General features: G+C 45.9%; 23 protein-coding genes and 1 tRNA gene. 15 read left to right on the top strand and 9 right to left on the bottom strand.

All coding sequences use genetic code 11. The annotated features are described in order from the left end of the window. The first annotated feature begins 1 nt into the window (after position 1). From EMP01_RS11940 to EMP01_RS11870, 15 genes are all read left to right on the top strand, one after another. Positions 2-766 carry a tRNA pseudouridine synthase A gene (locus EMP01_RS11940; RefSeq protein WP_129021753.1) on the top strand — a complete coding sequence of 255 codons (765 nt, stop codon included), beginning with the start codon at positions 2-4 and terminating at the stop codon, positions 764-766. 65 nt (positions 767-831) lie between these two features. After that, positions 832-1,413 carry an IS1096 element passenger TnpR family protein gene (locus EMP01_RS11935; protein WP_129021752.1) on the top strand — a complete coding sequence of 194 codons (582 nt, stop codon included), beginning with the start codon at positions 832-834 and terminating at the stop codon, positions 1,411-1,413. A gap of 11 nt (positions 1,414-1,424) precedes the next feature. Further along, positions 1,425-2,342, top strand: coding sequence for a tRNA (adenosine(37)-N6)-dimethylallyltransferase MiaA (gene miaA, locus EMP01_RS11930; RefSeq protein ID WP_129021751.1), 918 nt, complete (start codon positions 1,425-1,427; stop codon positions 2,340-2,342). A 4-nt stretch (positions 2,343-2,346) separates the two neighbouring features. Continuing rightward, positions 2,347-3,483 (top strand): glycosyltransferase, encoded by a 1,137-nt coding sequence (locus tag EMP01_RS11925; RefSeq protein WP_161971326.1) that lies wholly within the window; start codon positions 2,347-2,349, stop codon positions 3,481-3,483. Further along, positions 3,474-4,100, top strand: a complete 627-nt coding sequence (gene rsmG / locus EMP01_RS11920; RefSeq protein ID WP_129021749.1) for a 16S rRNA (guanine(527)-N(7))-methyltransferase RsmG — start codon at positions 3,474-3,476, stop codon at positions 4,098-4,100. Before EMP01_RS11925 ends, rsmG begins: the two co-directional genes overlap by 10 nt. Positions 4,101-4,284: 184 nt before the next feature. Further along, positions 4,285-6,039: a murein hydrolase activator EnvC family protein gene (locus EMP01_RS11915; RefSeq protein ID WP_237559533.1), complete on the top strand. Its 1,755-nt coding sequence runs from the start codon at positions 4,285-4,287 to the stop codon at positions 6,037-6,039. Positions 6,040-6,092: 53 nt separating this feature from the next. Beyond that, complete coding sequence (gene lepB / locus EMP01_RS11910; protein ID WP_129021747.1) at positions 6,093-7,313, top strand: signal peptidase I; 1,221 nt, start codon at positions 6,093-6,095, stop codon at positions 7,311-7,313. Between the two features lie 85 nt (positions 7,314-7,398). Then, positions 7,399-7,962, top strand: a complete 564-nt coding sequence (locus EMP01_RS11905) for a helix-turn-helix domain-containing protein (protein WP_129021746.1) — start codon at positions 7,399-7,401, stop codon at positions 7,960-7,962. An 81-nt stretch (positions 7,963-8,043) separates the two neighbouring features. Next, positions 8,044-9,300: a PKD domain-containing protein gene (locus tag EMP01_RS11900; protein WP_129021745.1), complete on the top strand. Its 1,257-nt coding sequence runs from the start codon at positions 8,044-8,046 to the stop codon at positions 9,298-9,300. Between the two features lie 99 nt (positions 9,301-9,399). After that, positions 9,400-11,823 carry a heavy metal translocating P-type ATPase gene (locus EMP01_RS11895; RefSeq protein WP_129021744.1) on the top strand — a complete coding sequence of 808 codons (2,424 nt, stop codon included), beginning with the start codon at positions 9,400-9,402 and terminating at the stop codon, positions 11,821-11,823. 49 nt (positions 11,824-11,872) lie between these two features. Next, positions 11,873-12,082, top strand: coding sequence for a heavy-metal-associated domain-containing protein (locus tag EMP01_RS11890; RefSeq protein ID WP_129021743.1), 210 nt, complete (start codon positions 11,873-11,875; stop codon positions 12,080-12,082). A 109-nt stretch (positions 12,083-12,191) separates the two neighbouring features. Then, positions 12,192-12,869 carry a class I SAM-dependent methyltransferase gene (locus EMP01_RS11885; protein WP_129021742.1) on the top strand — a complete coding sequence of 226 codons (678 nt, stop codon included), beginning with the start codon at positions 12,192-12,194 and terminating at the stop codon, positions 12,867-12,869. Positions 12,870-12,878: 9 nt separating this feature from the next. Beyond that, entirely contained in the window at positions 12,879-13,133 is a 255-nt protein-coding gene (locus EMP01_RS11880) for a hypothetical protein (RefSeq protein WP_129021741.1), read from the top strand. A gap of 213 nt (positions 13,134-13,346) precedes the next feature. Next, positions 13,347-15,176, top strand: coding sequence for a T9SS type A sorting domain-containing protein (locus tag EMP01_RS11875; protein ID WP_129021740.1), 1,830 nt, complete (start codon positions 13,347-13,349; stop codon positions 15,174-15,176). 263 nt (positions 15,177-15,439) lie between these two features. After that, positions 15,440-16,081: a 4'-phosphopantetheinyl transferase family protein gene (locus EMP01_RS11870; RefSeq protein ID WP_161971325.1), complete on the top strand. Its 642-nt coding sequence runs from the start codon at positions 15,440-15,442 to the stop codon at positions 16,079-16,081. Between the two features lies 1 nt (position 16,082). Here EMP01_RS11870 and EMP01_RS11865 read toward each other — a convergent pair whose 3' ends face one another. From EMP01_RS11865 to EMP01_RS11825, 9 genes are all read right to left on the bottom strand, one after another. Continuing rightward, positions 16,083-20,009: a Pls/PosA family non-ribosomal peptide synthetase gene (locus EMP01_RS11865; protein ID WP_129021738.1), complete on the bottom strand. Its 3,927-nt coding sequence runs from the start codon at positions 20,007-20,009 to the stop codon at positions 16,083-16,085. 334 nt (positions 20,010-20,343) lie between these two features. Beyond that, a tRNA-Leu gene (locus tag EMP01_RS11860) sits at positions 20,344-20,425 on the bottom strand. A gap of 141 nt (positions 20,426-20,566) precedes the next feature. Further along, positions 20,567-21,478 carry a cysteine synthase A gene (gene cysK / locus EMP01_RS11855; protein WP_129021737.1) on the bottom strand — a complete coding sequence of 304 codons (912 nt, stop codon included), beginning with the start codon at positions 21,476-21,478 and terminating at the stop codon, positions 20,567-20,569. 20 nt (positions 21,479-21,498) lie between these two features. Continuing rightward, a complete protein-coding gene (gene epsC, locus EMP01_RS11850) occupies positions 21,499-22,329 on the bottom strand; it encodes a serine O-acetyltransferase EpsC (protein WP_237559532.1) in 831 nt (276 codons plus the stop codon). An 819-nt stretch (positions 22,330-23,148) separates the two neighbouring features. Beyond that, positions 23,149-23,391 (bottom strand): 4a-hydroxytetrahydrobiopterin dehydratase, encoded by a 243-nt coding sequence (locus EMP01_RS11845; RefSeq protein ID WP_129021736.1) that lies wholly within the window; start codon positions 23,389-23,391, stop codon positions 23,149-23,151. Between the two features lie 18 nt (positions 23,392-23,409). After that, a complete protein-coding gene (locus tag EMP01_RS11840) occupies positions 23,410-24,159 on the bottom strand; it encodes a phenylalanine 4-monooxygenase (RefSeq protein WP_129021735.1) in 750 nt (249 codons plus the stop codon). Positions 24,160-24,393: 234 nt separating this feature from the next. Beyond that, positions 24,394-24,924, bottom strand: coding sequence for an NADPH-dependent FMN reductase (locus EMP01_RS11835; protein ID WP_129021734.1), 531 nt, complete (start codon positions 24,922-24,924; stop codon positions 24,394-24,396). A 1-nt stretch (position 24,925) separates the two neighbouring features. After that, positions 24,926-25,375 (bottom strand): DUF1569 domain-containing protein, encoded by a 450-nt coding sequence (locus tag EMP01_RS11830; RefSeq protein WP_129021733.1) that lies wholly within the window; start codon positions 25,373-25,375, stop codon positions 24,926-24,928. A gap of 9 nt (positions 25,376-25,384) precedes the next feature. Further along, entirely contained in the window at positions 25,385-26,245 is an 861-nt protein-coding gene (locus EMP01_RS11825; protein ID WP_129021732.1) for an alpha/beta hydrolase, read from the bottom strand. Between the last annotated feature and the right edge of the window lie 74 nt (positions 26,246-26,319).

The following is a 26,319-nucleotide window of genomic DNA, read 5'->3' as shown; positions in this document are numbered from 1 at the left end:
CATGCGCTATTTTCTTGAAGTCAGTTATGACGGTATTGCCTTTCACGGTTCTCAGTTGCAGGGCGAGCTGCCAACGGTGCAGTTTGCGATTAATAATGCGCTGAGTACCATACTGCGCGTACCGGTAGAGACGTTCGGTGCCAGCCGCACCGATGAAGGTGTGCATGCGCTGGGCAATTTCTATCATTTCGATTTTGAGCCACCGCTGCATCCGGAACTGGTGTATAAAATGAATGCCGTATTGCCGCCCAAGATTGCGATCGTAAACCTGTACAGGGCTATAGACCCGGAGTTGAATGCACGTTTTGCCGCCATCAGCCGCCGTTACCGGTACAAGATTTATAAATATAAAGATCCGTTCAGGCAGGGCAGGGCGCTGTTCCATCCTTATCCCCTTGATCTGGATCTGCTGAATCAGACCGCAACTGTGCTGAAAGATTATATTGATTTTGAAACCTTCTCCAAGCGCAATACACAAACCTTTACCTTTAAATGTACCATTATGCAATCTTATTGGGAAGAGGTGGGTGATGAAGTGCATTATGTTGTAGAAGCCAATCGCTTCCTGAGGGGTATGGTTCGGGCACTGGTCGGTACACAAATCAAAGCCAATAAAAAGCCAGACCCGGTAACAAGCTTCCGTTCGATTATAGAAGCGAAGAACTGCACCCTTGCCGACTTCAGTGTCACCGGAAACGGATTATACCTGGAGGCCGTCAATTATCCGGAAGGGGTGTTGGAAAATATCAGCAACCACCGCTATTAAGCCACAAAAGCGATTTTTATTATCTTTGTCGTTTACAATTATATTAATCTAGTTTAACTGCATATATGCCTGTTTTTAAATTTAAAGTATCCTGGGATGATGATGATAACATCAACCGCAGCATTGCACTGACCAATGGACAGTCCTTCCTGCAATTCCATGAAGCCATACTGAAAGCCTTTGAGTTCGAGAAGAAAACGGCCAGTGGCGTATTTTATGAGAGTAATGAGAAGCACGTAAAAGGAAGAGCTATTTCTTCTGAGGTGCTGGTGAATAAAAAGGATGCCCCTGCATTATCCATGTTAAAAACACCGGTATCGGCACTGATCGATAATCCGGATAAGAAATTTATCTACGAATATGACCCTGCCAAAAACTGGTCATTCTTTGTAGAGTTGATCGGTATTGATAAGGATGAAAATCCGAAAATCGATTACCCGCACTGTTTCTATAAAGAAGGTATTGCACCTATGCTTACCGGCGCTAAATCCCTGTCCGAAAACCGCATGGTAGAAATGGAAGAAAAGTACGATCTGGGTAAGGAAGAAATGGATGAGGGCTATGGTGATGAAGGAGAGGATGAAGAAAAAGACTCAGAAGAAGAAAGCTATGGTGAGGAATATGGCGAGGAAGGAGATCAATTTTAATTTGTAGCAACATGACGCAGGCTCGGAAAACACTGATCGTTATCGCTGGGCCTACCGCTGTGGGCAAGACTGCACTCAGCATTGCTGTAGCGCAGCAATATCATACTGCTGTAATCTCTGCCGATTCCCGGCAATGTTATAAAGAAATGTCAATCGGTACCGCAAAGCCGGCTCAGGAAGAGCTGTCCGCGGTACCGCATTATTTTATCAATAGCCATTCTATACAAGAAGAGGTGAATGCCGGTATGTACGAACAACTGGCGCTGGGCTATTGTGCCGAAATCTTTGCACAGCAGGATGTGGCTGTAGTCTGTGGCGGAACCGGCTTGTACATCAAAGCGCTTTGTGAAGGCATAGATGAAATGCCCTCTGTAGACCGTAGTATAGAAAAAGCGATTCAGGCCGAATTTGAAACAAAAGGACTCGAATGGCTGCAGCAAAGAATGCAGGAGCAAGATCCCGCATTTTATGCACAGGCCGAACAGCAGAACCACAGCCGGCTGATCCGTGCACTGGCCTTTATCGAAAGCACCGGCACTTCTATTCTGCACTATCGCAGTAATAAGGTGAAACAAAGACCATTTAATATCATCAAAATTGCCCTGGACCTGCCCAGGGAAGTACTATATCATCGCATCAATCGCAGGGTAGATATGATGATGGAGCAGGGTCTGATGGACGAAATCGAAACACTATATCCCTACCGTCAGCTGAAAAACCTGCAAACAGTAGGCTACCAGGAGTTCTACGAGCAGGACACCTGGCCTTTATCATCATCAGCACTCACCGCTGCTGTAGAAAAAGTGAAGCAACATTCCCGCAATTATGCCAAAAGGCAGCTGACCTGGTTCCGTAAGGATAAGGGCTACAGCTGGTTTGCACCGGATGAAACGCAGCAGGTGCTGGATTATATCAGACAAAGCTTATAATCCTATGCTGTACCTTTTCCTGTTTAGTTTGCTGATACAAATCTTGTTTGCCTGGTGGTATCGTTACCGTCCTGCAGTACACGCACCGCTTTCTGCAGATGCATTACCGGGTGTCAGTATCCTCATCTGCGGCAAAAATGAAGCTGAGCATTTTCGTCGTTTTTTGCCTCATGTGCTCGATCAGTCCTATGCCGGACAATGGGAAGTGCTGGTGGTCAATGATGGCTCAACAGATGAAAGTGCGGCTGTATTAGCATCATTACAAAAAGAATTTCCGGCTCTTCGCGTGCTGACCATAGATCCGTCAACAGAAAAGACCTTTCCGGGTAAGAAATACGCGTTATGGCAGGGATTGAAGCAATGTACCTATGGCCTGGTGTTGCTGACCGATGCGGACTGTATGCCTGCTGGTAAGGACTGGCTGCATCATATGGCAGCGGCCTATCAGGGTGCGAAGCTGCAAACACCGCAGCAGTCATATTTTGTATTAGGCTATGGTGCTTATGAGCAAAAACCGGGCTTGCTGAATACCTTTATTCGCTGGGAGACGGTGCATACATTTATGCAATATACCTCCTGGGCACGTGCAGGATACCCTTATATGGGCGTAGGCCGAAACCTGATGTATGAACGGGCACCTGTATTGCAGGCGCTGGATCAGGACGAGGATTTTGCAGCACTGTTCCGCCGTACTGCCTCTGGCGATGATGACCTGATCGTATCATACCTCGCCCTCAGCCAGCAAGCAGTGATTGCGGATCATCCTGAAGCAAAAACGATCTCGGCAGTAAAGGAGACCTGGGCTGACTGGTGGAAACAGAAGACGCGCCATGTGTCTTCCGGTAAGTATTATTCCGAAAGGGTAAAGCGCGGATTGGCTGTTTATGCCTTCTCCGGGCTGCTGTTCTGGGTGTCTGCCGCAGCTTTATTACTGACCGGAAATCAGAAAATTCAAATCATTGTATTAATTTTGCTGCTGCTCCGGATGGGCGTATACATTATGCTGAACCGGAAATGGTGCCGTGCACTGGATGAAAGAGGCCAAAAGGCATTCAGCCTGTTCGGTGACCTGATGTGGGTAGGGTATAATATTATACTGGCGCCTTATATATTTTTTAAAAACAAACAACAATGGAAGTAGTTCAGAAATATTTCGATGATTTTTCAGCAGCGCAGATCGCACAGTTTGCCGCACTGGAAGGACTGTACAAAGAATGGAACGAGAAGATCAATGTAATTTCCCGTAAGGATATCGATCAGTTATATACCAAACACGTATTACACTCGCTGGCGATCCCTACCGTATGTCATTTCAATCCGGGTATGCGTATTGTCGATATAGGTACCGGTGGCGGTTTTCCGGGTATTCCCCTGGCTATATTTTATCCTGAGGTAGAATTTCTGCTGGTAGATTCTATCGGTAAAAAGATAAAAGTAGTACAAGGCATCGCGGAAGAAATCGGGCTGAAAAATGTAACCGCCGTGCAATCCCGTATTGAAAATATTCCGCAGAAAGATTTTGACTTTGCGGTATCCCGTGCTGTGGCCCCCCTTAAAGATCTTTGGTCCTGGGCCAAGCCTATTATTAAAAAGAACAAGTCTACCGACCTGGCCAATGGACTGATCTGCCTGAAAGGCGGAGACCTGAACCAGGAGATCGTGGAGAGTGATGTGCGCCCGTCATTATGGGATATGGAAGATATTTTTCCGGGCGAGGGCTTTGAAGAGAAGTTTGTCGTTTGGGTAGGCAAAAAGTAAAGCAGATAAAATACTGATACAGATATTATTGTAAGGCGGATGATTTTCATTCGCCTTTTTTTCTGTCTGTTTGTCAGTGTATTATTTAACTTTTTACTTTTCAATTTTACACTTTATCCGTAGCTTTAATCACTTGAAAAACCTATTTTTGCCACTTACACATAAAAATATACCCAGATTTTTGATGCGGAATAAGATAGCAGGAACCCTAATATTCATCACATTATTAAGTGCCCCGGTATGGGCGCAGAAGAATGTGTCCAAAACCGACCTGCAGTCAAGACGTGAGGCGATTCTCCAGGAGATCAGGAATGCACAGGCATTGCTGAACGAAGCCAAGGAAAGCCAGAATGTGACCCTCACAGAACTCCGTGCCCTGAACCATAAACTGGAGCTGCGCCAGCAACTGATCAACAACATCAGCCTGGAGTTGAATAATATTTCTACTGACATTAGCACAACCAATACGGATATTAAAGTACTGAATGCACAACTGGCCAAATTTCAGGCCGATTATGCCCGTTCGGTAAGGTATGCATACAAACACCAGGAGTCTCAGAACATGATGCTGTTTGTCTTTTCGGCAAATACATTCAATGATATGATGCGCCGTATGGAGTATATGAAAAAATACCGCCAGTACCGTACCATTCAGGCTAATAAGATCAGGGAGATACAAGGCACCCTAAAGCAGAAAGTCGGATACCTGAATAATAAAAAAGCAGAACGCAGTGAGTTGCTCTCTGCAGAGCAGGTGCATAAAGCCGCCATTGAGGCCGATGCCAATGAAACGCAGAAAGTAGCACAGGTACTGAAAGGGCAGGTAAGTGACCTGTCATCTCAGATCGCGAAAAATAAAAAAGCCGCCGCCCAGCTGGAGACTGCCATTAAGATACAGATCCAGAAAGAAATCGAGGAAGCCCGTCGCCAGGCTATGGAAGAGGCTCGTCAGAAAGCACTTGCAGAAGCCAGAGCCAAAGCTGCTGAAGAAAATCGCCGCAGAGCAGAAGATATTCAGCGCATGAATGAGGCCAACCGACTGAAAGCAGCCGAAGAAGAACAGCGTAAAGCATCAGAGCTGGCCAGACAGGCTGAGCTTGCCCGTAAGAAGGCTGCCGAAGATGCAGAGCGTCAGCGCCTGAAAGATATTGAAGACGCCCGTAAGCGCAGGGAAGAGGCTGCTGCTGAAGAAAAACGCATTGCCGATGCCAAAGCCCGTGAGGAGCAGCGCAAACGCAATGAAGAACGTAATAAAGAAATTGACCGCAGGAAAGAAGAAGAGCGCCAGAAAGAACTGGTGCGCCAGAAGAAGATTGCAGAAGACCTGGATAAACAACGCCAGCAGGCAACAGACCAGGCTACCCAATACAAATCAGGCGGAACAGTAGTAACGATCAACAAAGCGACGACCACTCCGTCATCGTCTTCAGGATCGGCACCAACTACCGTGCGCACCAACCCGGAAAGCACTTCTTATAAGAACCTGCTGACCCCGGATATACAGGCCCTTTCCAATAACTTTGCAGCAAACAAAGGCGGACTGCCATGGCCGGTAGATCGCGGACTGATCGTGGCGCCATATGGTAACTACCAGCATCCGATCGAGAAGAGCGTTACCCTCAGCAACTCCGGTATCGATATTGGTACCAGCGCAAGTGCTCCGGTGAAGGTGGTCTTCTCTGGTGTGGTGACCAAGATCTTCTCCGTACCAGGTATGGGTATTACCGTCCTCGTCAGTCATGGACAGTATTACACGGTATACAGTAAACTGTCGAGTGCTACTGTGAGTGTTGGTACTAAACTGACCACACGCCAGACGGTAGGCTTCGCCGGTAAAAATGATGAAGGCGATAATGTGGTACACTTTGAAGTATGGAAAGTGGGTGACAACGGATCTATATCCAATGTAAACCCAACAGGATGGATCGCGCCGAAATAAATAAATTAACTGCTATAATAAAATAAAATCCTAATCCCATCGTTAAACTCAATATGAAACTAGCTTTCTGGAAAAAAAATAGAGATCCGAATAAGCCTAAAAAGCCTGTATGGCGCGAATGGCTTGATGCCGGTCTGTTTGCCATCATCGCCGCTACCATTATCCGTATGTTCTTCTTCGAAGCCTATACGATTCCTACCGGCTCTATGGAAGGTACCCTTAAGGTGAATGATTACCTGTTTGTAAGCAAAATGGCCTATGGTGCCCGTTTGCCTAACACACCGCTTTCTATACCTCTGGTACACAATACTATGCCAATCTTCGGAGGCAAATCTTATTCTGAATCAGTACACTGGAAGTATCACCGTCTGCCTGGCTTTGGTAAGGTAAAACGTAACGATATCGTAGTATTTAACTTCCCTAATAACGATACTGTGGTACTGGAAGATCCTGCACAGGATTATTACCAGTATGTACGGGTTCTGGGCAGAGACCAGGTATGGAACAGCCGTACCATCATTACCCGCCCGGTCGATAAAAAGGAAAACTACATCAAAAGATGTGTAGGTATTCCGGGAGACAAGATCGAGATTAAAGAAGGTATTTTATACGTAAATGATAAACCAGGCGAATTCCATCCGCATCAGAAAATGGATTACATGGTTACCGGTACCGCACAGTTATCTGCCGATTTTATGGAAGAAAACTATATCGTGTTCAAAGGATATACGCCTAACCATGAAGCCGTTTATGATATGGAATATGCCGCATCAGAAAAAGTAAAACAGGTAAATGGTGTAACCAGTGTAAAACCATACTCGATGCTGGCTGCTGGCAATCCCGGTCCTGTAGATATGTGGACGTTCCCGTTTGATACAGCCAATTTCAAATGGAACCAGGACAATTACGGAAGCTTTATCATCCCGGCCAAAGGGACAACCGTACAGCTGACTCCGGCTAATATCGCCCTGTACAGAAGAATTATCCGTGTATACGAAGAGAACCCGACTTTCGAAGAGAAGGATAACCAGTTCTTCATAGCCAGTAAGCCGATCACCTCTTATACCTTTAAGATGGATTACTACTGGATGATGGGTGATAACCGCCACGGATCTGCCGACTCCCGTTTCTGGGGTTTTGTTCCGGAAGATCATATCGTAGGCAAAGCCTCATTTGTATGGCTCAGCTATGGTAATGGCGATGGTAATGTATATAATAAGAAAGGAATGCGCTGGGGCCGTATGTTCCGCCCGGTAAGCGTACTGGAAAAATAAGCCTTTAAGGTATTTTAACGGTCTTATGACCACAATGCAGGAAATCAGTTCTAATTTTAGGGCTGATTTTCTGCTTTTTAGATTTATGACGAAATTATATATTAAGAACATGGTCTGTAACCGCTGCAAAATGGTTGTAGGCAATGTTATGGCTTCGCTGGGACTCAGTGTAAGCCATATGGAACTGGGAGAAGTTACCATAGAAGAACCGCTGGAAGATAAAAAACACAAACTGAAAGAGGAACTGGAGCAGCTGGGTTTTGAACTGATTGATGATAAGAAAAGCAGGGTTATTGAAAAGGTGAAGAACCTGATCATCGACCTGGTACATCATAACGGAGCAGCCTTACAGACCAATCTTTCTGATTACCTGTCCGCAGAACTGCATCAGGACTATGCCGGCATCAGTAATCTTTTCTCCGAAGTGGAGGGCATTACTATCGAAAAATACCTGATTGCCCAGAAAATAGAGAAAGTGAAAGAGCTGCTGATCTATGATGAGCTGAGTCTGAGTGAAATCGCCTGGCAGTTAAATTATTCCAGCGTAGCATACCTGAGCAGCCAGTTTAAGAAGGTAACCGGCATGACACCCAGTCACTTCAAATCCTTGCAGGGCAACAGGCGCAAACCTCTGGACAAAGTAGGGTAGCACAGCCGCAGCTGGGAAATCTGCGTTAAATAGGGTATATTTGTTATCTATTTCAGCTATATTAACCCAATCAATTTGTCCATGAAACAAATCTCCTTAATTGCCGCATTTTTATGTTCCGGTCTGGTCGTACAGGCCAAAACCTTACGCGTGCTGTTTATCGGTAACAGTTATACCGCAGTGAATAACCTTCCCTCGCAGATAGCCCAACTGGCAGATGGTACACACGATACCCTTATTTATGATATGTCTGCACCCGGTGGCTACACCTTCCAGCAGCATACCACCAATACCACAACCCTGAGCAAAATACAGCAGGGCAACTGGGATTATGTCGTATTGCAGGAACAAAGTCAGCTGCCAAGCTTCCCGGATGCGCAGGTCGCATCTGATGTGTACCCATATGCACATGCACTGGACAGCATCATTCATGAAAATAACCCATGTGCCAAAACAATATTCTATGTAACCTGGGGCCGCAAAAACGGTGATGCGTCTAACTGCGCATTTTTTCCGCCGGTATGTACCTATGATGGTATGGATAGCTTACTGCAACTGCGCTATTCCAAAATGGCTGAGTTCAACAGCAGTGCTATTGCACCAGTGGCTATGGTGTGGCACCGTGTACGCACATCCGCTCCCGGTATAGAGTTATATGATACCGATGAAAGCCATCCGTCTATGGCAGGTACTTTCGTTGCAGCATGTGCGTTCTACTCCGTTTTATTTGAAAAAAGCCCCCTGGAAAGCACCTATACTGCCGGTCTGAATCCGGGCACTACTGCGCTTATTAAAACAATCGCTGAAGCTACCGCTTATGATAGTCTTGATCACTGGAACCGATTCCTGCCGGTAGTTACGGCAGATTTTACAAGCAGCATCACCAATAACGTGGTAGACTTTACCAATGCATCTCAGCATGCCGATCAGTACAACTGGAGTTTCGGTGACGGACAAAGCTCGATCAGCCCGACACCATCTCATACCTATACTGCTTCCGGTTCCTATACCGTTACCCTTATCGCTTCTTTCTGCGATCAGGCCGATACGGCAACACAAACAATTACCGTAACCGTACCACCTAACAGCATCAATGAGCTGGCAGAGCAGATCGGATTGAAAGTATATCCTGTTCCAGCTACCACTCAGCTGTTCCTGAAGTATGACCCATCCGTAAAAATTTCCCGTATTGCCTTAAGCGATATCAGTGGTAAAATGACCTACAGACAGTGGAATGCGCAGCAATCCCTGAACCTGGAGGGCATTGCTCCGGGAATATATATCCTGATACTGGATACCGACAGAGGTATAGTGCGTAAAAAAATTACCGTAAAATAGGCTGATGCCCGAATCTTATAAAACAGTTACAAAATAATGTAACAACCATGCTTTGGATATGGTCGAACTTTGTGGAATAAAACCAATACAAGTTCGATCATGTCTAAAGATACTACTGATAGCATATATATACCCCTTGAAGGGGTCGAAAGTGAGCACTGCGCCATGATTGTCGATAAAGGATTGCAATCAATAGGCAGCCTGCAGCAGCATACCGTAGAGCTTAATAATCAGCGGGTGCTGATCTCCTCCTCCCAATTACAGGAAGACCTTCCTAAAGCCATTAAAAAAATAGAAGAACTGGGCTATGGTGTACCACTCGTACGCAAACAATATCCCGTGCTGAATATGAGTTGCGCTTCCTGCGCAGCCAGTGTGACCAGCGTACTGGAGCATGCTCCCGGAGTCGTATCCGCTTCTGTGAATTTTGCAACAGAAACTTTATCGGTTAGCTTCCTGCCCAATATTACCGACGGGCAACAACTCAAACAAGCATTACAGCAAACCGGCTTCGATCTGCTGGTCGAAGAGCGCAAAGAAGAACAGGACCTCCTGGCACAGATGCATATGGAGAAATACCGCTCCCTGCGCCAAAGAGCCATCGGTTCCCTTATCCTTTCCGCACCAGTTATGCTGATCGGTATGGTTTGGATGGATATGCCTTATGCCAATTATATCATGTGGGCATTAACGACACCGGTTATCCTCTGGTTCGGTAAAGACTTTTTTGTAAATGCCTGGAAGCAAGCCCGCAATCGTACCGCCAATATGGATACCCTGGTGGCATTAAGCACGGGAGTGGCCTATATTTTCAGCATATTTAATACCTTATTTCCCGGCTACTGGCATAGCAGGGGGCTTCATGCGCACGTCTATTTTGAATCGGTTGCGGTAGTCATTGCCTTCATCCTGCTGGGCAAGCTGTTGGAATCCCGCGCCAAAAGCAATACTTCGCAAGCCCTTAAAAAGCTGATGGGGCTGCAACCCAAAACCGTTATGCGCCTGAATGATGATGATAGTACAACAGAAGTCAGCATAGAATTGATACAGAAAGGAGACATCATCGTGGTGCGTCCCGGTGAGCAGATAGCTGTAGACGGAACACTGATCCAGGGTGCATCTTATGTAGATGAGAGCATGTTGAGCGGAGAACCGGTAGCTGTGGCTAAAGCCGTGAATGATGCCGTTTTTGCGGGTACCCTGAACCAGAAAGGAAGCTTCCGTTTCCGGGCCGATCAGGTAGGCGCAGACACCATGTTGTCCCAGATCATTAAAATGGTACAAATAGCCCAGGGCAGTAAAGCCCCGGTACAGAAACTGGTCGATCGTATTGCCGCCATATTTGTACCGGTAGTGATGCTTATTGCCACACTGGCCCTGGCGATATGGTGGATCTGGGGTGGGGCCGAAGGGTTTACTCATGGTATGCTCGCCTTCGTAACCGTGCTGGTCATTGCCTGTCCCTGTGCGCTGGGCCTGGCTACACCAACGGCCATTATGGTGGGCGTAGGCAAAGGCGCCGAACAGGGTATCCTGATCAAAGATGCAGAGAGCCTGGAACTGACCCATAAAGTAGATACCATTATTCTGGATAAGACTGGTACCATTACAGAAGGGAAACCAGCAGTAGTGCAATCTCAGGGATTAGAAAGTAATGAATTATACCATTCCGTGCTGTATAGCATAGAACGACAATCTGAACACCCGCTGGCAGCAGCTGTAGTACGCTTCCTGGAGACAAAAGAACACCGCATACTGGATATGCATGTGAACAGTATTACCGGGAAAGGCATACAGGCCGAATGGGCAGGGAAAACCTATTATACCGGCAACCAGACTTTGCTGCAAGAACATCATATTGCTATAAATCCCGAATTGCAATCACTGGCAGATCGCTGGTCGGCCCAATCGTATACCCTCATCTGGTTTGCCGATGAGCAGCAGGCACTGGCTATCCTGGCTATAGCAGACCAGGTAAAGCCCTCTTCTGCCACAGCCGTGAAGGCTTTTACAGACATGGGTATCAGCGTGCATATGCTTACCGGAGACCAACCCGCAGCTGCCAGGGCTATTGCCGATAAAGTCGGTATTGAAACCGTCAAGGCAGGTGTATTACCGGAAGAGAAAGCCGCCTATGTACGTGCACTGCAGGCACAAGGACATGTAGTGGCCATGGTGGGCGATGGGATCAATGACAGTGCAGCACTGGCGCAGGCAGATGTAAGCATCGCTATGGGCAAGGGTTCTGATATTGCCATGGATGTAGCGAAGATGACCATTATCAGTGCAGACCTGAATAAGATACCTTATGCCATCCGCCTGTCACGAGATACGGTACGTACCATTCGCCAGAATCTGTTCTGGGCCTTTATTTATAATGTAATCGGTATTCCGCTTGCGGCCGGCATATTATATCCCATAAACGGCTTCCTGCTCAATCCCATGATCGCCGGAGCAGCAATGGCGCTCAGCAGTGTAAGTGTAGTGAGCAACAGCTTGCGCCTGAAATGGAAAAAGGCATAGTGTATCCTCAATATTTAAACCAGTATATTTATCATTAAACAAAAAACATATGGAACAGACCTTAAAATTCAAGACAAATATTAATTGCGGTGGTTGTGTCGCTAAAGTACAACCCAGGCTGGACGCAGAAAAAGACATTCATTCCTGGACGGTGGATACGGATAATCCGGATAAAATCCTGACCGTTGAAACAGAGCTGAGTAAAGAAGATATCATCAACCTCATACAAATGGCTGGTTTTAAAATAGAAACTGTTTAACTTTGTGTGCAATGAATCCGGTGATGAAATATGTAGTTAATCCATTACGGTGGCTGTTCCGAAAATTATTTACGAAGAGCTGCTGCCGCTGAGCAAACATTATTGATCTATGGAAACACCCTATATGCCCGAACAGGAATGCTCGATGGAAGCCCTGGCGGCACAGTTACGGCAACCTTCCGGAGCAACCGGTAAGGAAGTGGCCGATAATATGTATCAGTCCAACCTGGGCATGATACGGGAAAGCATCGCAGTACTGTCTTCCAAACCGGGAGATGCCCTGCTGGAGCTGGGTCACGGCAATGCTCATCATCTGAAAGAATGGTTGCAGATGGATCCTAATGCACAGTATACCGGACTGGAATGTTCGGAGCTGATGCAGGCCGAAGCTATAGCCTACAGTGAAGAAGAAGGACTCAGCGAGCGTTGCCGGTTCTTGTTTTACGATGGATATAAGATTCCGTTTGAAGACGATTCTTTTGACCGTATGCTTACGGTAAATACCCTTTATTTCTGGAACGAACCCATTGCTTTATTACAGGATATATACCGTGTCATAAGGCCGGATGGGTATTGCTGCATTACATTTGTAGATGCCCTTGCAATGGACCAATTGCCTTTTACACAATACGGATTTACCAAGTACGACATAGCCCGCTTTACACACCTGGTGGCTCAGACCGACTTTACCATTGATGCTATACATACTAGAGAAGAAGAGGTGATCAATAAAATGGGAGACCCTTTTCACCGCAACTATTATATCGCATTACTGCAAAAGAAATAAACACATCAGATGGCCGACTGGGCACATTTTGCACAGAGAATTGCGATCCGGACCGGGTTGCTGTACCTTGATGCAGATACCGCAGAGGGTAGTGTATGTTATGCTGCAGATGCCGGTTTGCGTATGGAGTTTAAGTTATACTTCACCGATGCCGATATGTTACAATACATCAGTGCACGCTGTAACCCGGTGCCCGAAGACCCGGATACCATTCCCTTACCGGCCGATGCTGCTGAGTTCTGGCAGGCGATAAGTGAAAACTAATTTTAAAAAAAACGGCAGGCTGCTCAATCGATCAGCCTGCCGTAACGGTTTTATCCGGTGCCAGTATTAATTGAAGAATCCTTCACAAGCCAAATAACCTGTGGACCAACAGATCGTATCAGCGTTTGTAAATAGTACGATTGACCGTAAACCTGGGCCTTTAACCAACTAAGTGCACCTTTTCACCTGTCTTGTAATAAAAGCCTTTGTGAAATGAAAAAAATTCTATGCTACCTTACCTCCTTCCTGGCCATTTGTCAGGGCAGTTTTGCTGCGACCCAGGTCAATACGCCTAACGTTTCTGGAACTTGGACCCTGGAAGGTTCTCCCTATTATATCCATAATGACATCGCTGTCCCTTTAAGCAATACCCTGACCATTCAGCCGGGCGTCCAGGTTGTGTTTATGGGCAATTACCAGTTATACGTTTATGGAACCATATCGGCAAAAGGAACACCGGAGCAGAAGATCGTGTTCCGGGCCAATGATACCACAGGATGGTCTAATGTGGCCACCACAGCGGGAGGATGGAGCGGGCTGGGCCTCGAAAATACCGGCAGTATGAACTTCGGGAACCCAACCTTTGAATATTGCATTTTCAAGGATATTAAACGAGGCATTAATAATAGTGCTATTACCTCGACTATTCCGCTGCTGTATATCAATCAATGCGAGTTCTATCATAATATTGCGATGGAGCGCCTGATCTCCCTCTATAATTTCGGACAAACGCAAAGTGCCAGCAAACTAAGGTTTACCAATTGCAGTGTACATGATAACCGTACCGGAACACTGATGCATGTCTTATATGAGGATAGTGCTTATGTACTCAATAATAAATTTTATAACAATACGTCCAGCGGAGGAATCGGCCTGTTTTCCCATACCTCCACCGGTATGATGAGCAACAATGTACTGCTGTTCAGGGATAATGAATTATACAATAATACCCAGAGCAATGGCGGTGGTATCTTCAATAGTGCATATGGGGGTAATGTTATTTTTCAACGCAACCGCGTACATCATAACAATACCAATCTGAATGGGGCAGTGGCCCTCCAGTCCAAATCATCCCTGATTGAGCAAAACTTGATTTGCAATAACAACCAGACATTGGCTGAAGGTGTTTTTTGCGGGATTAATGACGGTGGTGGTGGACTGCAGCTTTTAGGCCAGGACCTGGATAGTGATGTACCCGGTCGTAACGACCATATCGTCCGTAATAATATCATTGCCAACAACTATTCCTCCATCAGCGGAGGTGGTATATGGGCACAGCACTGCCAGGCCACCATCGTTAATAATACGATTGTAAACAATACCGTAAAGGACTATACCGGAAGTGCGGCCATACATGGATGGGGAACTTATTGTAAGCTCAGAATCTCGAATAACATTATTTTCAATAATAAGCAGAACTATAATCCTTTTGATACTGCCTATAATAATTTCAAGTTTGCAGCCCTGAACCTTAACCTGTCCAATAACCTGATTGACTTTTATCCTAATACCAATATGCCTGCTGGTGTACAGGGCCTCAGCACAAATATCTATGACCATAATTTACAACTGGCTTCGCCGATATTAGGCGCAGGCCCGACTTATAATGCCCTTAATGTAGATTTCGGATTGGCTAGTAATTCTACAAACTGCATCAACAAGGGTAGTAATGCAGTGCCGGATTATGGCAGTGCAGATTATAATGGCCATACAAGGGTATTTAATAATACGATCGATATAGGGGCAGTAGAATACCAGAAGTCTGTTGATACGTCAACTTCCTTATATACACCGGGACTGGCTAATGCCTTCAGGCTTTACCCTAATCCGGGAACAGGTATATTCCAGCTGGAATATGACCAGCAAAAATACCGCCTGGCCAGTATGGAATTGTTCCAGCTGAATGGGCGTAAAATAAAAGACCTCGGGTTCGAAGCCCACCAGCCGATAATTATTCAGGACCTGCCTTCCGGAGTCTATCTCTTGAAACTTCGTACACAGGATCAGCAGGTAATTGCAAAACAGATCATCCTTCAGAAATAAATTTTAGTTCTTCAGATGTATTAGAAAACCGCATAGCGCTTAAGCACTATGCGGTTTTCTAATACTGGCGATCTGTTCATTCAGACCTGCTTCTGACGCAGTTTGGATATTCATATGCTATAAATATTCACAAGTCCATTTTCAAAGATCTGATGTCTTAAACCTTTACAATTGTGTAATAATACAGTGCAAAATATCTGTGCACAAACTAAAGGATGCTTAAAGCAAAAAAGTATATATTCGATACCAGCTATTGGAAGATTATGATTTGGTATACGTTTCTTAAAGATTGTGATCTAACATTACTGGATCAACGGCTGCAGACATTTCCGGAACTGTTGCAGCAGCGCGTTAATGCATACCAGCAGGAAGAGGATCGTTATGTACGGATTGCGGGAAAGCTATTGCTGGAGGCAGCTGTACAGCATTTTTATCCTGAGCATAAATCAGTGCTAACCCAACTTTATAAAACACCACAGCACCAGCCTCAGCTGCATACGCCCCCTTTATATTTCAGTACAGCCTACAGTAAAGGCATTTGTGTACTGAGTGCAGATCCCCGGCTGGAGAATGGGATTGATGTGGAATACAGGCAAGCAAGTATTGACCCCGCAGTATATAACGACTTTTTGCATCCTGAAGAACAGAAGGCCCTTCTGCAAAGCCAGGACCCTGAAAGCCTGTTCTACCATTGCTGGACTGGCAAAGAAGCTGTACTGAAGGCCGAAGGATCGGGTATTCAGGAGGTCTGCCTGGCAGATATAAATACCAGGCAGGATCCGGTTTTGTGGAACGGTCAATCTTTTTTTCTGCAGCAGATTGATATAGATTCCGATTATGTCGTCCAGGTGGCCAGTACGGAACCAGAATACAAAATGGACATCAGGCAATTATTGCTGCGCTGAATCAACCATGATCCGGCCGTACAGGGCTTCCTGTCCATGCGGTCTGATCCGGCAATGTTTCTCCCTTCATCACAAGAGATAAGGAGGAAATGGTAACATGGTTGCCGATCATACTGTTATATAAGATAATAGTGCGGGTACCGATTGTAGACTGACGGCCGATATGTACAGAACCGATCTTCATAATACGATCTTCGAAAAGATGGGTCTGCGGGCCACAATCTTCATTCAGCATCGCTTCATCATCTATCGTTACCATATCATGCTCAGTAATGTCTGTCGTATTCATCCATACGTGCTTACCGGTTTTAACGCCTAATAAACGGAGCATAACAGGAAGCCAGGGAGTGCCTCTTAACTGGTCCAGGAAAAATACTACGGCCAGCGCTTCATAAAAGCTGGTTACCGCTTCACTCAGCCATACTTTCAGACTATACATAGGCATGGCCATCTCTTCATACTTACCAACAAGTAACCATTTCAGTAACACAGTAACCAAGAAGGCAGGCACACCCATAAATAGTAAATAGTATATCGGAATGGATATAATAAGCCGGCCCGGCGACATAGACAGCAGGTCATGTGCATAAGCAACAAACAGTACACTGCACGTGGTAATGACCGTTTGAGGGAGAATGATCCGGATACCTTCTACCAATCCTCTGGCCAGCTTCAACTTAAGCGGTGGATGAAAGGTAAGGCTACTGTCAAATGCAACACTCTGCTGGCGTGAAGGCAGACCAATGGGAGGCGAACCAAACCAGTCTTTCTCTGCACTTTGCCGTAATTGCTCTTCCGACGGGGCTTTGGACAAGACACCAATCAGCATGCCGCTGCCCAGCGAGTAGCCCTGTGGTATAAGGCCACTGTTGCCTACAAAACTATTATGCCCAATGACGGTTTTCTGTAAAATCAGTTGCTGGTTGCGGACATCATGTTCTCCGAGGATTACAGCATCTGCAATAAAAGACCCTTCTCCTATTTCCAGCAGATGATGACTTACGTCGCTGGCTGTAGAGATTTCTGCATTCCGGCCCACCTTAGCGCCCAGCATACGGTAGTATTTAGATACGTAAACAGTCGCATAAAGTGGATGAAGTACAATCAGCGAAAGGTTCATCAGCTGATCTTTCATCCATTTGCGGTAATAAGTAAAACTATAAATGGAATACACTCCCGGTTGCATTTTATACTGCAATAACCGGGATATACCCGAAATGATGAGCATAAATAGTACGAGGTACAATGCAGCAAGGATCGGCACCTGCCATAAATAGTAAAACTGGTAATCTCCTGCCTGATCATCCAGGTAATACAATGTATACAAAACCGGTGTCAGGGGTATGATGACTACCAGGGGGAAAATAAACAATGAGGCCAGGTAAAACAGGCTATAGCGGTTACGCAGGCTGCGCGAAACCATATTCGGTTCGGGTAGTTCTTCCGGTGGAACCGTATGTGTTTTTACCGCAGGGCTGCCGTCCCATATCTCTCCATATCCTATGTGCTGGCCTTCCGGCAGGCAGCTCAGGTCCTGGAGCACACCATGTGCTTCTATAACAGTGTCTCCGCATACGATAGCCGAAGATCCCAGGTACGCATTTGCCTTGATATGTACTTTCCGTAGTTTTAAGATCCCGTTTTCTACGCTTGCATTGTCTATGCTGCAGCCGGAGGAGGTACTCACATTACCCTCTATGGTTACAAGATCTTCTGCACCGATGGGCAGTAAACTCAGCTGCGCTGAGGCATCAACTTTGACGCCCAGTAAACGCAGGTATCTTGGGTACAGGGGAGTGTCTACAATAAATTCTGAAGGTAACAGGCGCTTCATCGCTTTCCATAACCACCAACGGAAATAGTACCATCCCCAAAGAGGGTAGTCACCTTCCCTGATCTTACCTATAAACAGCCATTTGGAGCCGACGATCAGCAATGCAAATACCGGCGGAATAAGCAGGTACAGTAATATCGCGCTTAATAGGGCAGTAATATGGCCGTAACCGCTTACATTAAAATAATAGTAACTCAGGTATGGAAAGAATATCTGTACTGCCAACAGACCGTAAATCAGGAGCAGCGCAAAAGTCTGGGCAATCCCGCAGAGTATATATTGCAGGCGGCTGACCCTTTGAAACGGACTGGCAGCAGCTGCCGATCCGGATTGTTCTTCTATGTTTTCTGCAAAGGCAGAAAGAGGTCGATGTGTATACAGGTCTTTTAGCGATACCTGTTGCAGATATGCTTTTTGTCTTAAATGGGATACCAGAGTTGCGGCAAGCAGTGAATGGCCTCCCAGGTCTGTAAAGAAGTCCTGGGAAAGATGAATATGCTTTCCAGGGAATATAATGTTCAGTACCTGTAGCAAGCGGTCTTTTACCGGGCTATTGGGATCAATTTCTACTGTTTGCTGATCACCTTCAGTTGGGATGAATGCTTCTGGAAGCGGCAACTTCTTCCGGTCAATCTTGCCACTGGGCATCCGGGGCATTTCGGGCAATATAACAAATGCAACCGGTACCATATATGGTGCCAGGAAGCCTGAAAGTATTTTCCGGATAGTGTCTTCATCTGCGATATGGCCCTCTTCCATAACGATATAGCCCACCAGTTGATCCTGCCGGTTGCTGTCCGGTCTAATGGCAACAGCTGCAGAGGCAATACCACTGATATCATTCATCCGGCTCTCAATCTCACCCAGTTCAATACGATAGCCACGCAGTTTTACCTGGTCATCAATTCTGCCCTGGAATTCAAGGAAGCCATCTTCCCTGATCATTACTGCATCTCCGGTTTTATAAATGTGCTTACCGGGCAATTCACTAAAAGGGTTAGGAATAAATTTCTGTGCAGTAAATTCTGGGAGGTTAAAGTAGCCCATACTTACGCCCGGACCCGAGATGATCATTTCACCACGCTCCCCGCGGGGAACAATACGCATGTGCTCATCTACAACCGCCAGGTTATAATTGGGTAGTGGTGTGCCTATCGTCAGTTCATCTCCTGCCTGTACAAAAGCCATATTGGAAGTGACCGTTGTTTCCGTCGGCCCATAGCTGTTGATGAATTTGCGGTAAGGTTTTGCCCACTTCTGTTGCACCTGTGGGGTGCAGGCCTCTCCTCCTGAATTGACGAGTCTTATAGCAGGCACTTCATCTATAATAGCCAGAATACTGGGTACGGCATGCAGTATAGTAATGTTCTGCGACCTGAGCACCTCGCTCAATTCATCGATTGCCTTTACGGCTATGGCATCTGCAATCCAGATGGTTGCACCTGCAAACAGGCTGATCCAGACCTCTTCACACCACATATCGAATGAGACCGAAAATCCCTGGTACACTTTATCTGCATCGGTGATGTGCAGTACCTGCTGCTCAGAACGGATAAGATGACAGATGTTTCTATGATTGATGGGAATACCTTTCGGATTACCTGTACTGCCGGACGTAAACAATACGTAAGCCCAATCGTCCGGCCTGGCAATGATTTCCGGTGCCGGTACTATAGTAAGCGGTTCGGTTGCGATAGTCAATGGCGTACAATGGATACCGGCATCGGTATCGGAAAAATAAGTGCGTACACCAATATCTCCAAACACCTTTCGGATACGATCCTGGGGCATTTCGCGATCAAGGGGAACGTATGCGGCCCCGGCCTTGATAATGCCCAGTATCGCGACCGGCAGCTCCAGACTACGCGGATACCAGACCCCTACAGTATCTCCCGGTTGCACGCCGGAGTCTATGAGTTGCTGTGCAATGGCATTGCTCCAGTTGTCCAGTTCCGCATAGGTTAGTATACGGTCTTGAAATATAAAAGCTGCTTTATCGCGATGAGCCAGAAATGAGGGCTGGAGTAAGGCACTCAGCATCTCATCTCTGATCAGTTCGGGCATTGCTTTACCCAGAATAATACTATCAGACATAACGCGGGGGACTATGGTTAGCAGTAATTGTAATTCTTAGGAAAGTTAAACAAACCGTTCGACATATTTGTCGGCGTAAGGCTTCTTATTTCTTACAAAACAGTTTTATATTCAGTCAAGTATATCAAGTTCTATCAGCACCTTATGTTTTAAGGGATCAGTATCTTTTTTGTGCAAGTAGCAGCCAGGATAATGCGGTTCAAAGCTGCTGCAAATTTTTTGTTGGGGTACTTGCCGGCAGGTCTTGTGGTATAAGGGCAGAAAGCAGCAGTAAAATGTAAATTGACAGAAAAGAAAAGAGGTAATAAATCGTAAGATTTATTACCTCTTTTTGTGCCCAGGAATGGATTCGAACCATCACACCTTACGGCGCCGCCACCTGAAGACGGTGCGTCTACCAATTTCGCCACCTGGGCTCCTTAATTGGGTTGCAAATGTACATACTAGAATATTGTTTCCCAAAAAATATGGGAACATATTTTTCAGAAAATTAAAAAAAGAACGCCGCAGCCTTATGGGGCGCGGCGTTTACCCTCTTATACCACCCATAATTATCGTTAGAAGAGCCCTTCTGTCGATAGGTAACGTTCCCCGGTATCATAGTTGAATGTCAGCACCCTTGCCCCTTCCGGTAAGGTTTCCAGTTTGCGCGATACGGCAGCCAGAGAGGCACCGGTCGAAATGCCGACCAGCACTCCTTCTGTACGGGCTATTTTGCGGGCATATTCAAATGCCTCCTCTTTATCTACCTGTATAACTTCATCAATCAGTTTGGGATCATAGATCTGTGGTACAAAACCAGCCCCGATTCCCTGTATCGGATGCGGACCGGGATTGCCTCCGCTCAGCACCGGCGACAGGACAGGTTCTACAGCAATAACCTTAAGCTGTGGAAAGTGTTGTTTTAATACTGATGCGACACCGGTAATATGGCCGCCGGTACCTACACCGGTGATCAGGTAATCCAACCCTTCAGGGAAGTCAGTCAGTATCTCCTGCGCCGTAGTGTTTTTATGTACCGCTACATTTGCAGGATTGTTGAACTGTTGCGGCATCCAGGCATTTGGCGTACTATTTACCAGTTCCTGTGCCCGTTCTATAGCTCCTTTCATACCTTTCTCTCTGGGCGTTAATTCAAATGCAGCGCCATAAATTTCCATCAGTTTGCGGCGCTCTATACTCATCGATTCCGGCATGACCAGGATTACTTTATAACCCTTTACCGCCGCTAGCAGGGCGAGTCCTATACCTGTATTGCCGGAGGTGGGTTCAATGATTACACTGTTTGGCTGTAGGTTACCGTCCTTTTCGGCCGCTTCAATCATGGCTAATGCGATACGATCTTTAATACTGTTGCCCGGATTACTGCGCTCCAGTTTGATCCAGACATTACGTGCTGTGCCGAACAGTTTGTTGAGTTTTAATACCGGCGTGTTGCCAATAGTCTCCAGGATGGATTGTACTTTCATAATGTCTTTATTTTTGATGATTATATAGAAAAATCGACAGCCGTTTTATTGCCCGGCTTTCTTTTAATAATGGTTTCGCTTTTATGGAAGATTTGTGCGTTCGGGGGCAGGGAAGACGTCAGCCATACATTACCCCCGACAATACTGTTTTTACCAATGACGGTATGCCCTCCCAGTATTGTAGCATTGGCATAGATGATCACATGATCCTCTATCGTCGGATGTCTTTTTTGGTGTGCAAGGTCCCGGCTCACACTTAAAGCACCCAGTGTAACCCCCTGGTATATTTTTACATCTTCGCCTATAATACAGGTTTCTCCGATCACGATGCCTGTACCATGATCAATGAAAAAACGTTTTCCGATCACCGCAGCCGGATGTATGTCGATACCTGTTTTGCTGTGCGCGATTTCAGCAAATACACGGGCCAGGATCTGTGCATGGTGATGCCATAAATAATAAGAAATACGGTGTACTGCAATGGCAAAGAAGCCAGGATAGCTGAACAGGATCTCATGCATAGAAGTGGCAGCCGGATCGAAGCTGATCGCTACTTTCAGGTCTTCGGCCAGTAGGGCATATACATCCTGCAGATCGGTAAAAAAAGCCTCTGTGATCCTGCTAGCCTCTTCTGGCGTAAATTGTTCCTGCAACAACAGTTCTCTTAATATGATGTGTAACTCCAGTTCTTTCTGTTCAAACTGGCTGTAGCTCAGGAACTCCTTCCGGGTGGTGAACATCCAGTCAAATATTTCGGTGATCCAGTAAGCCGTTTGTTGCCGGTCCATAAAGATGCGGTTGGCCAGGAAATTGCGCTGGTAAATAGCTTTGTTTCTTGAAATGACTTCCACTGTTTTTATTTTATCAGGTCAGAAAATAGAAAATGCCCCTGCGGGATACGCAAGGGCATTGGAACATCTTATATAGAACACTTCAGAGCACTACATAACCATACCGCTTGCAGGATGATCCCACATTGTACAACAGCAGTATTGGCAGCAAGTCTGGTGAAACATAATTTTTATTTGTTATTACAAATTTGCCGAAACAAAATTGCATTACAAATTAATTCTTGTTAAGAAATGAAAGTTTATAAAATCCTTAAGAGGTTACTTACCCCGGAGTAAGTAAAAACAAGAAGGATATAATATAAAAAGAGCAGCCTGAGCAGCTCTTTTTATACTTAACTGACTATCCCATGTAGTCAACTCTTTTCTTCGTCCTTTTGTCCGGCAACAAAAGGACCAAAAATGCCTTTGTTTTCATCAAGGCGATTGCGGGGCACCGCCATTTTGTACCGTTGCGTGCATTGATCGTCTGAGCTTAACGTGTGATGCGTTCGCTGCTCAACGATCGCAGCTCCACTCCAAAATGGCTATCGCTGTGATGAAAACAATAAGCGATCCGTACCGTACAGATCGCTCAAAATGGCCTTATAAATCCGGCGTTCATAAAATCATTGGCTCGGTCGATAGAGTTGCAAACCACTGTCTGAGCGCAGCGAGTCTGGTTTGCGACCGACCGACACATTGATTTTTAGCCAGGGATTTATACAGCCTTGATTTTTTGGCGGTACCTTTTGCATCAAGGCAAAAGGTAGCAAATAACTATAAAGGAACCAAAGACAGAATTTCTGTCTTTGGTTCCTTTAAGCGGATACTCAGTTATACTTATTCTAAAACGCGGTCTATCGCCTTCGCGAGCTGATGATCTTTTTCTGATATTACATCGCCGGCATCATGCGTACGCAGCCATATCTCTACTGTGTCCCATTCATTGGTCCATCTTGGATGATGATTATGCTGCTCGGCCAGTAAAGCTACCCGGGTCATAAACCCGAATGCCTGACTGAAATCACTGAAACGAAACTGTTTATATAAATAACCATCCCGCTCTTTCCATTCCTGATACATAATTGCTTGTTTATTTGATTATAAAAATACGGAATGTTTCGCATCCTGCCGCATGATAACTGCTACCTCCTCTAAGATCTCGGTCAACTGGTCCAGGTGCATAATCTCGAAGTACTCTTCCTGCAACACGTCTGTACGGAACGGAGTATCCAGGATATCGGGTACCTGGAATGGGCTGCGTTTGGTATCTGGCGCCATGCTGCGCAGGCTCTCACCGGGAGAAGATAATATTCCTGCACCGTATATCTTAGGCTGCCCGTCTTCTCTGATCAGACCAAATTCAATGGTATACCAGTAAATGCGGCTCAGCAGTTCCATCTTGCGTTCATCATCATTCCAGCGCAACCCTAGCTGCCCGAAGGCGTGCATGAAATCGGCATAAGCAGGATGACTCAACAAAGGAATATGTCCGAATACATCATGAAACATATCCGGCTCTTCGATATAATCCAGTTCTGCCATAGTGCGCAGCCAGCAGGTGGCGGGAAATATGCGGCGGGCCAGCAAAGCAAAGAATGCTGCTGCAGGCACCAGGCCCGGTACTACAGTGATCTGCCAGCCGGTTGCAGCTTTCAGCTTCTTGTTTACTATGCTAAAGTCCGGAATGGAAGCCGCCTCAAAGCCCACTGTATTTAAGGCCGCTTTATAATAATGGCTTCCGTACTGGTTTAATAAGTGCATTTGCCGTTCAAATAAAGCGCGCCATACGGCAAAGTCTTCACTGGTGTACAGTTCGTACTGCTGGGACAATGGTCTGTTCCGTTCCATAATAGATATTTAAAAAAATGAAAAAAAATAACCCCGGTTCGTAAGGAACCGGGGTCTGTGAAAAATATATGAGGTATATATATGCAGCCGCTATTCCAAACGATATCGATTAGAATAGTAATAATAAGTAGCAGCTGATATGTGCATTGAGGTCAACATGATTGTTGCAAACATACTGTATTATTTTATATACAGACCCTGGTCGCAAAAAAATATTCTGTTAAAATAAATTGCTTACGTTAGTAAGTGCAGGAATTTCCTGCTCAAGGTTTGCAGCGCATCTTTGGTTGCAGCATCTGTTATGTCACCGGTCTCATTTACCTTTCCTTTTACTCCTGCTATCAGCAGGGTAGTGTCGGCTGTAAACCGCGCCATCAGTGTCTTCAGGATCAGTTGCAGCTCTTCATGCGCCTTTTGTCCACTGGCAGATGCCGTGATGATGCCCGTAGGTTTATCAGCAAAAACAGTAGTCGCCACACACCATTCAAATACGTTTTTCAGTCCGGAGGGAATACTGAATATATACTCCGGACTACAGATGATAATCCCATCTGCCTGTTCTATCTGTGCCCTTAATTGCTGCACTTCAGCAGGAGGATTATGTACCGATTGTTCCGGGTCAAAGTGTGGCAGGCTTTTCAGATCTTGAAATATGGTCAGCTTATGCGGCTGCAGCATACCTGCCAGTGCCGCAACAATACTCTCGTTAGAAGAGTTGCTTTGTGCGCTACCGATAATAGCCAGTATCTGTAAGGTTTTGCTCATATCAGATCAGGCCGAATTGTTTGAAGTGGTGCGTGAAATGCTTATCATGAAAAATCTTCCATTCTGCACGGCTCATCAGTCCCAGGGCAGGGTGTACATAATCCGGACTTTCTGCCGTCTGGTTGAATTGAATGGTTGCCTGAATCAATGCAGCATTAGCTTCCGCAAGATCTTTACATTGCAGTTCCTGTGGCATGCCATTCATCAAAGGCATCTTAACACCCGGGGCAAGTGCATTTTCTGAATAGATCAGGTATTGCTTATTCTTCAGCGCACGCTCATCAGAAAAGAATTGCACCTGTGGGTGCAGCCCAGATGAGATCTCTACGAAGAAAAGCAGATGCTCTACCATTTCCTGTGGAGTCATGATGCCGAATAAAGGCCCCTGTTGCGGTTTTAAGCGGTCAAGTACCGATTGTAGTTGTTCCGTTTGCGCTATCGTGATCATCATAATGTGTGTTTAAGGTTGTTTTGATCCCAGCCATTTAAATGCATTCAGCAGTGCCTGATGCATTGCTGTAGCATGGTCTTCTTCCTGAAGGTAATCCATATGTACCAAAGCTTCAGGATGTGCTCCTCTCATGATTTCTGCCAGCAGATGTGCATCCACCTCCATATTACCAGGCTGCGCACCCGGTGTACTGCCTTCCTTGCCTACACCAATATAGATGCGGCGGGTACTTTGCCCCTGCGGAAAAGGCGTCGGGGGCTGCAACAATATGGAACCTTCGTTCCACCACAGGCTGGGACTGATAATGATATACTGGTTGAATAGTTGCGGTTGCTTCATCAGGATCTCTGTAGCCAGTAAGCCGCCCAATGACTGACCGATAATGGTTTTGGTCTGTTCTGTTTTATAATGAGCATCAATATAAGGAATCAGTTCTTCGGAGAGAAAAGAAATAAACTTATCTGAATGCCCGGTAGTAGGATATTTCTGCTGTTCTTCCGGAACATTGCTCGGAAAGGTAAAGTCCCGCTTACGATCTATATTGGCAATGCCGACTACAATAGATTTTGGTAGCCATTTGATCCATTCAAAACTGCAATACTGTACCAGTCCGGCTACATGAATAAAGTCTTCATCGGCCGAGCCATCCAGCAGGTAGATCACCGGGTAGCGGGTTGCAGCCTTAGGATCATATCCTTCGGGAAGGTAAATATTGAGGACCCGGTTCTCTCCAAGTACGGCAGAGGTCATGGTCTCCGTAGTGCCAATTACAAAAGGACTGGATTTGCTGGTTTGCTTTGCAGCCTGCTTCTGTCCGTAACCCTGTAACTGGGATAGACATAGAAGACCGATCAATAGTAGTTTGTTCATGCTGTATCAATTGACAGTTTGTACCGTCATGTGGCTAAATTACCAAATTTTAGAACGCAACAAGGGGATGATAT

Origin of the sequence: Edaphocola flava (genome assembly GCF_004118155.1) — a bacterium.
GTDB classification, from domain to species: domain Bacteria; phylum Bacteroidota; class Bacteroidia; order Chitinophagales; family Chitinophagaceae; genus Edaphocola; species Edaphocola flava.
This window is presented reverse-complemented; position numbering and strand designations above follow the sequence as displayed.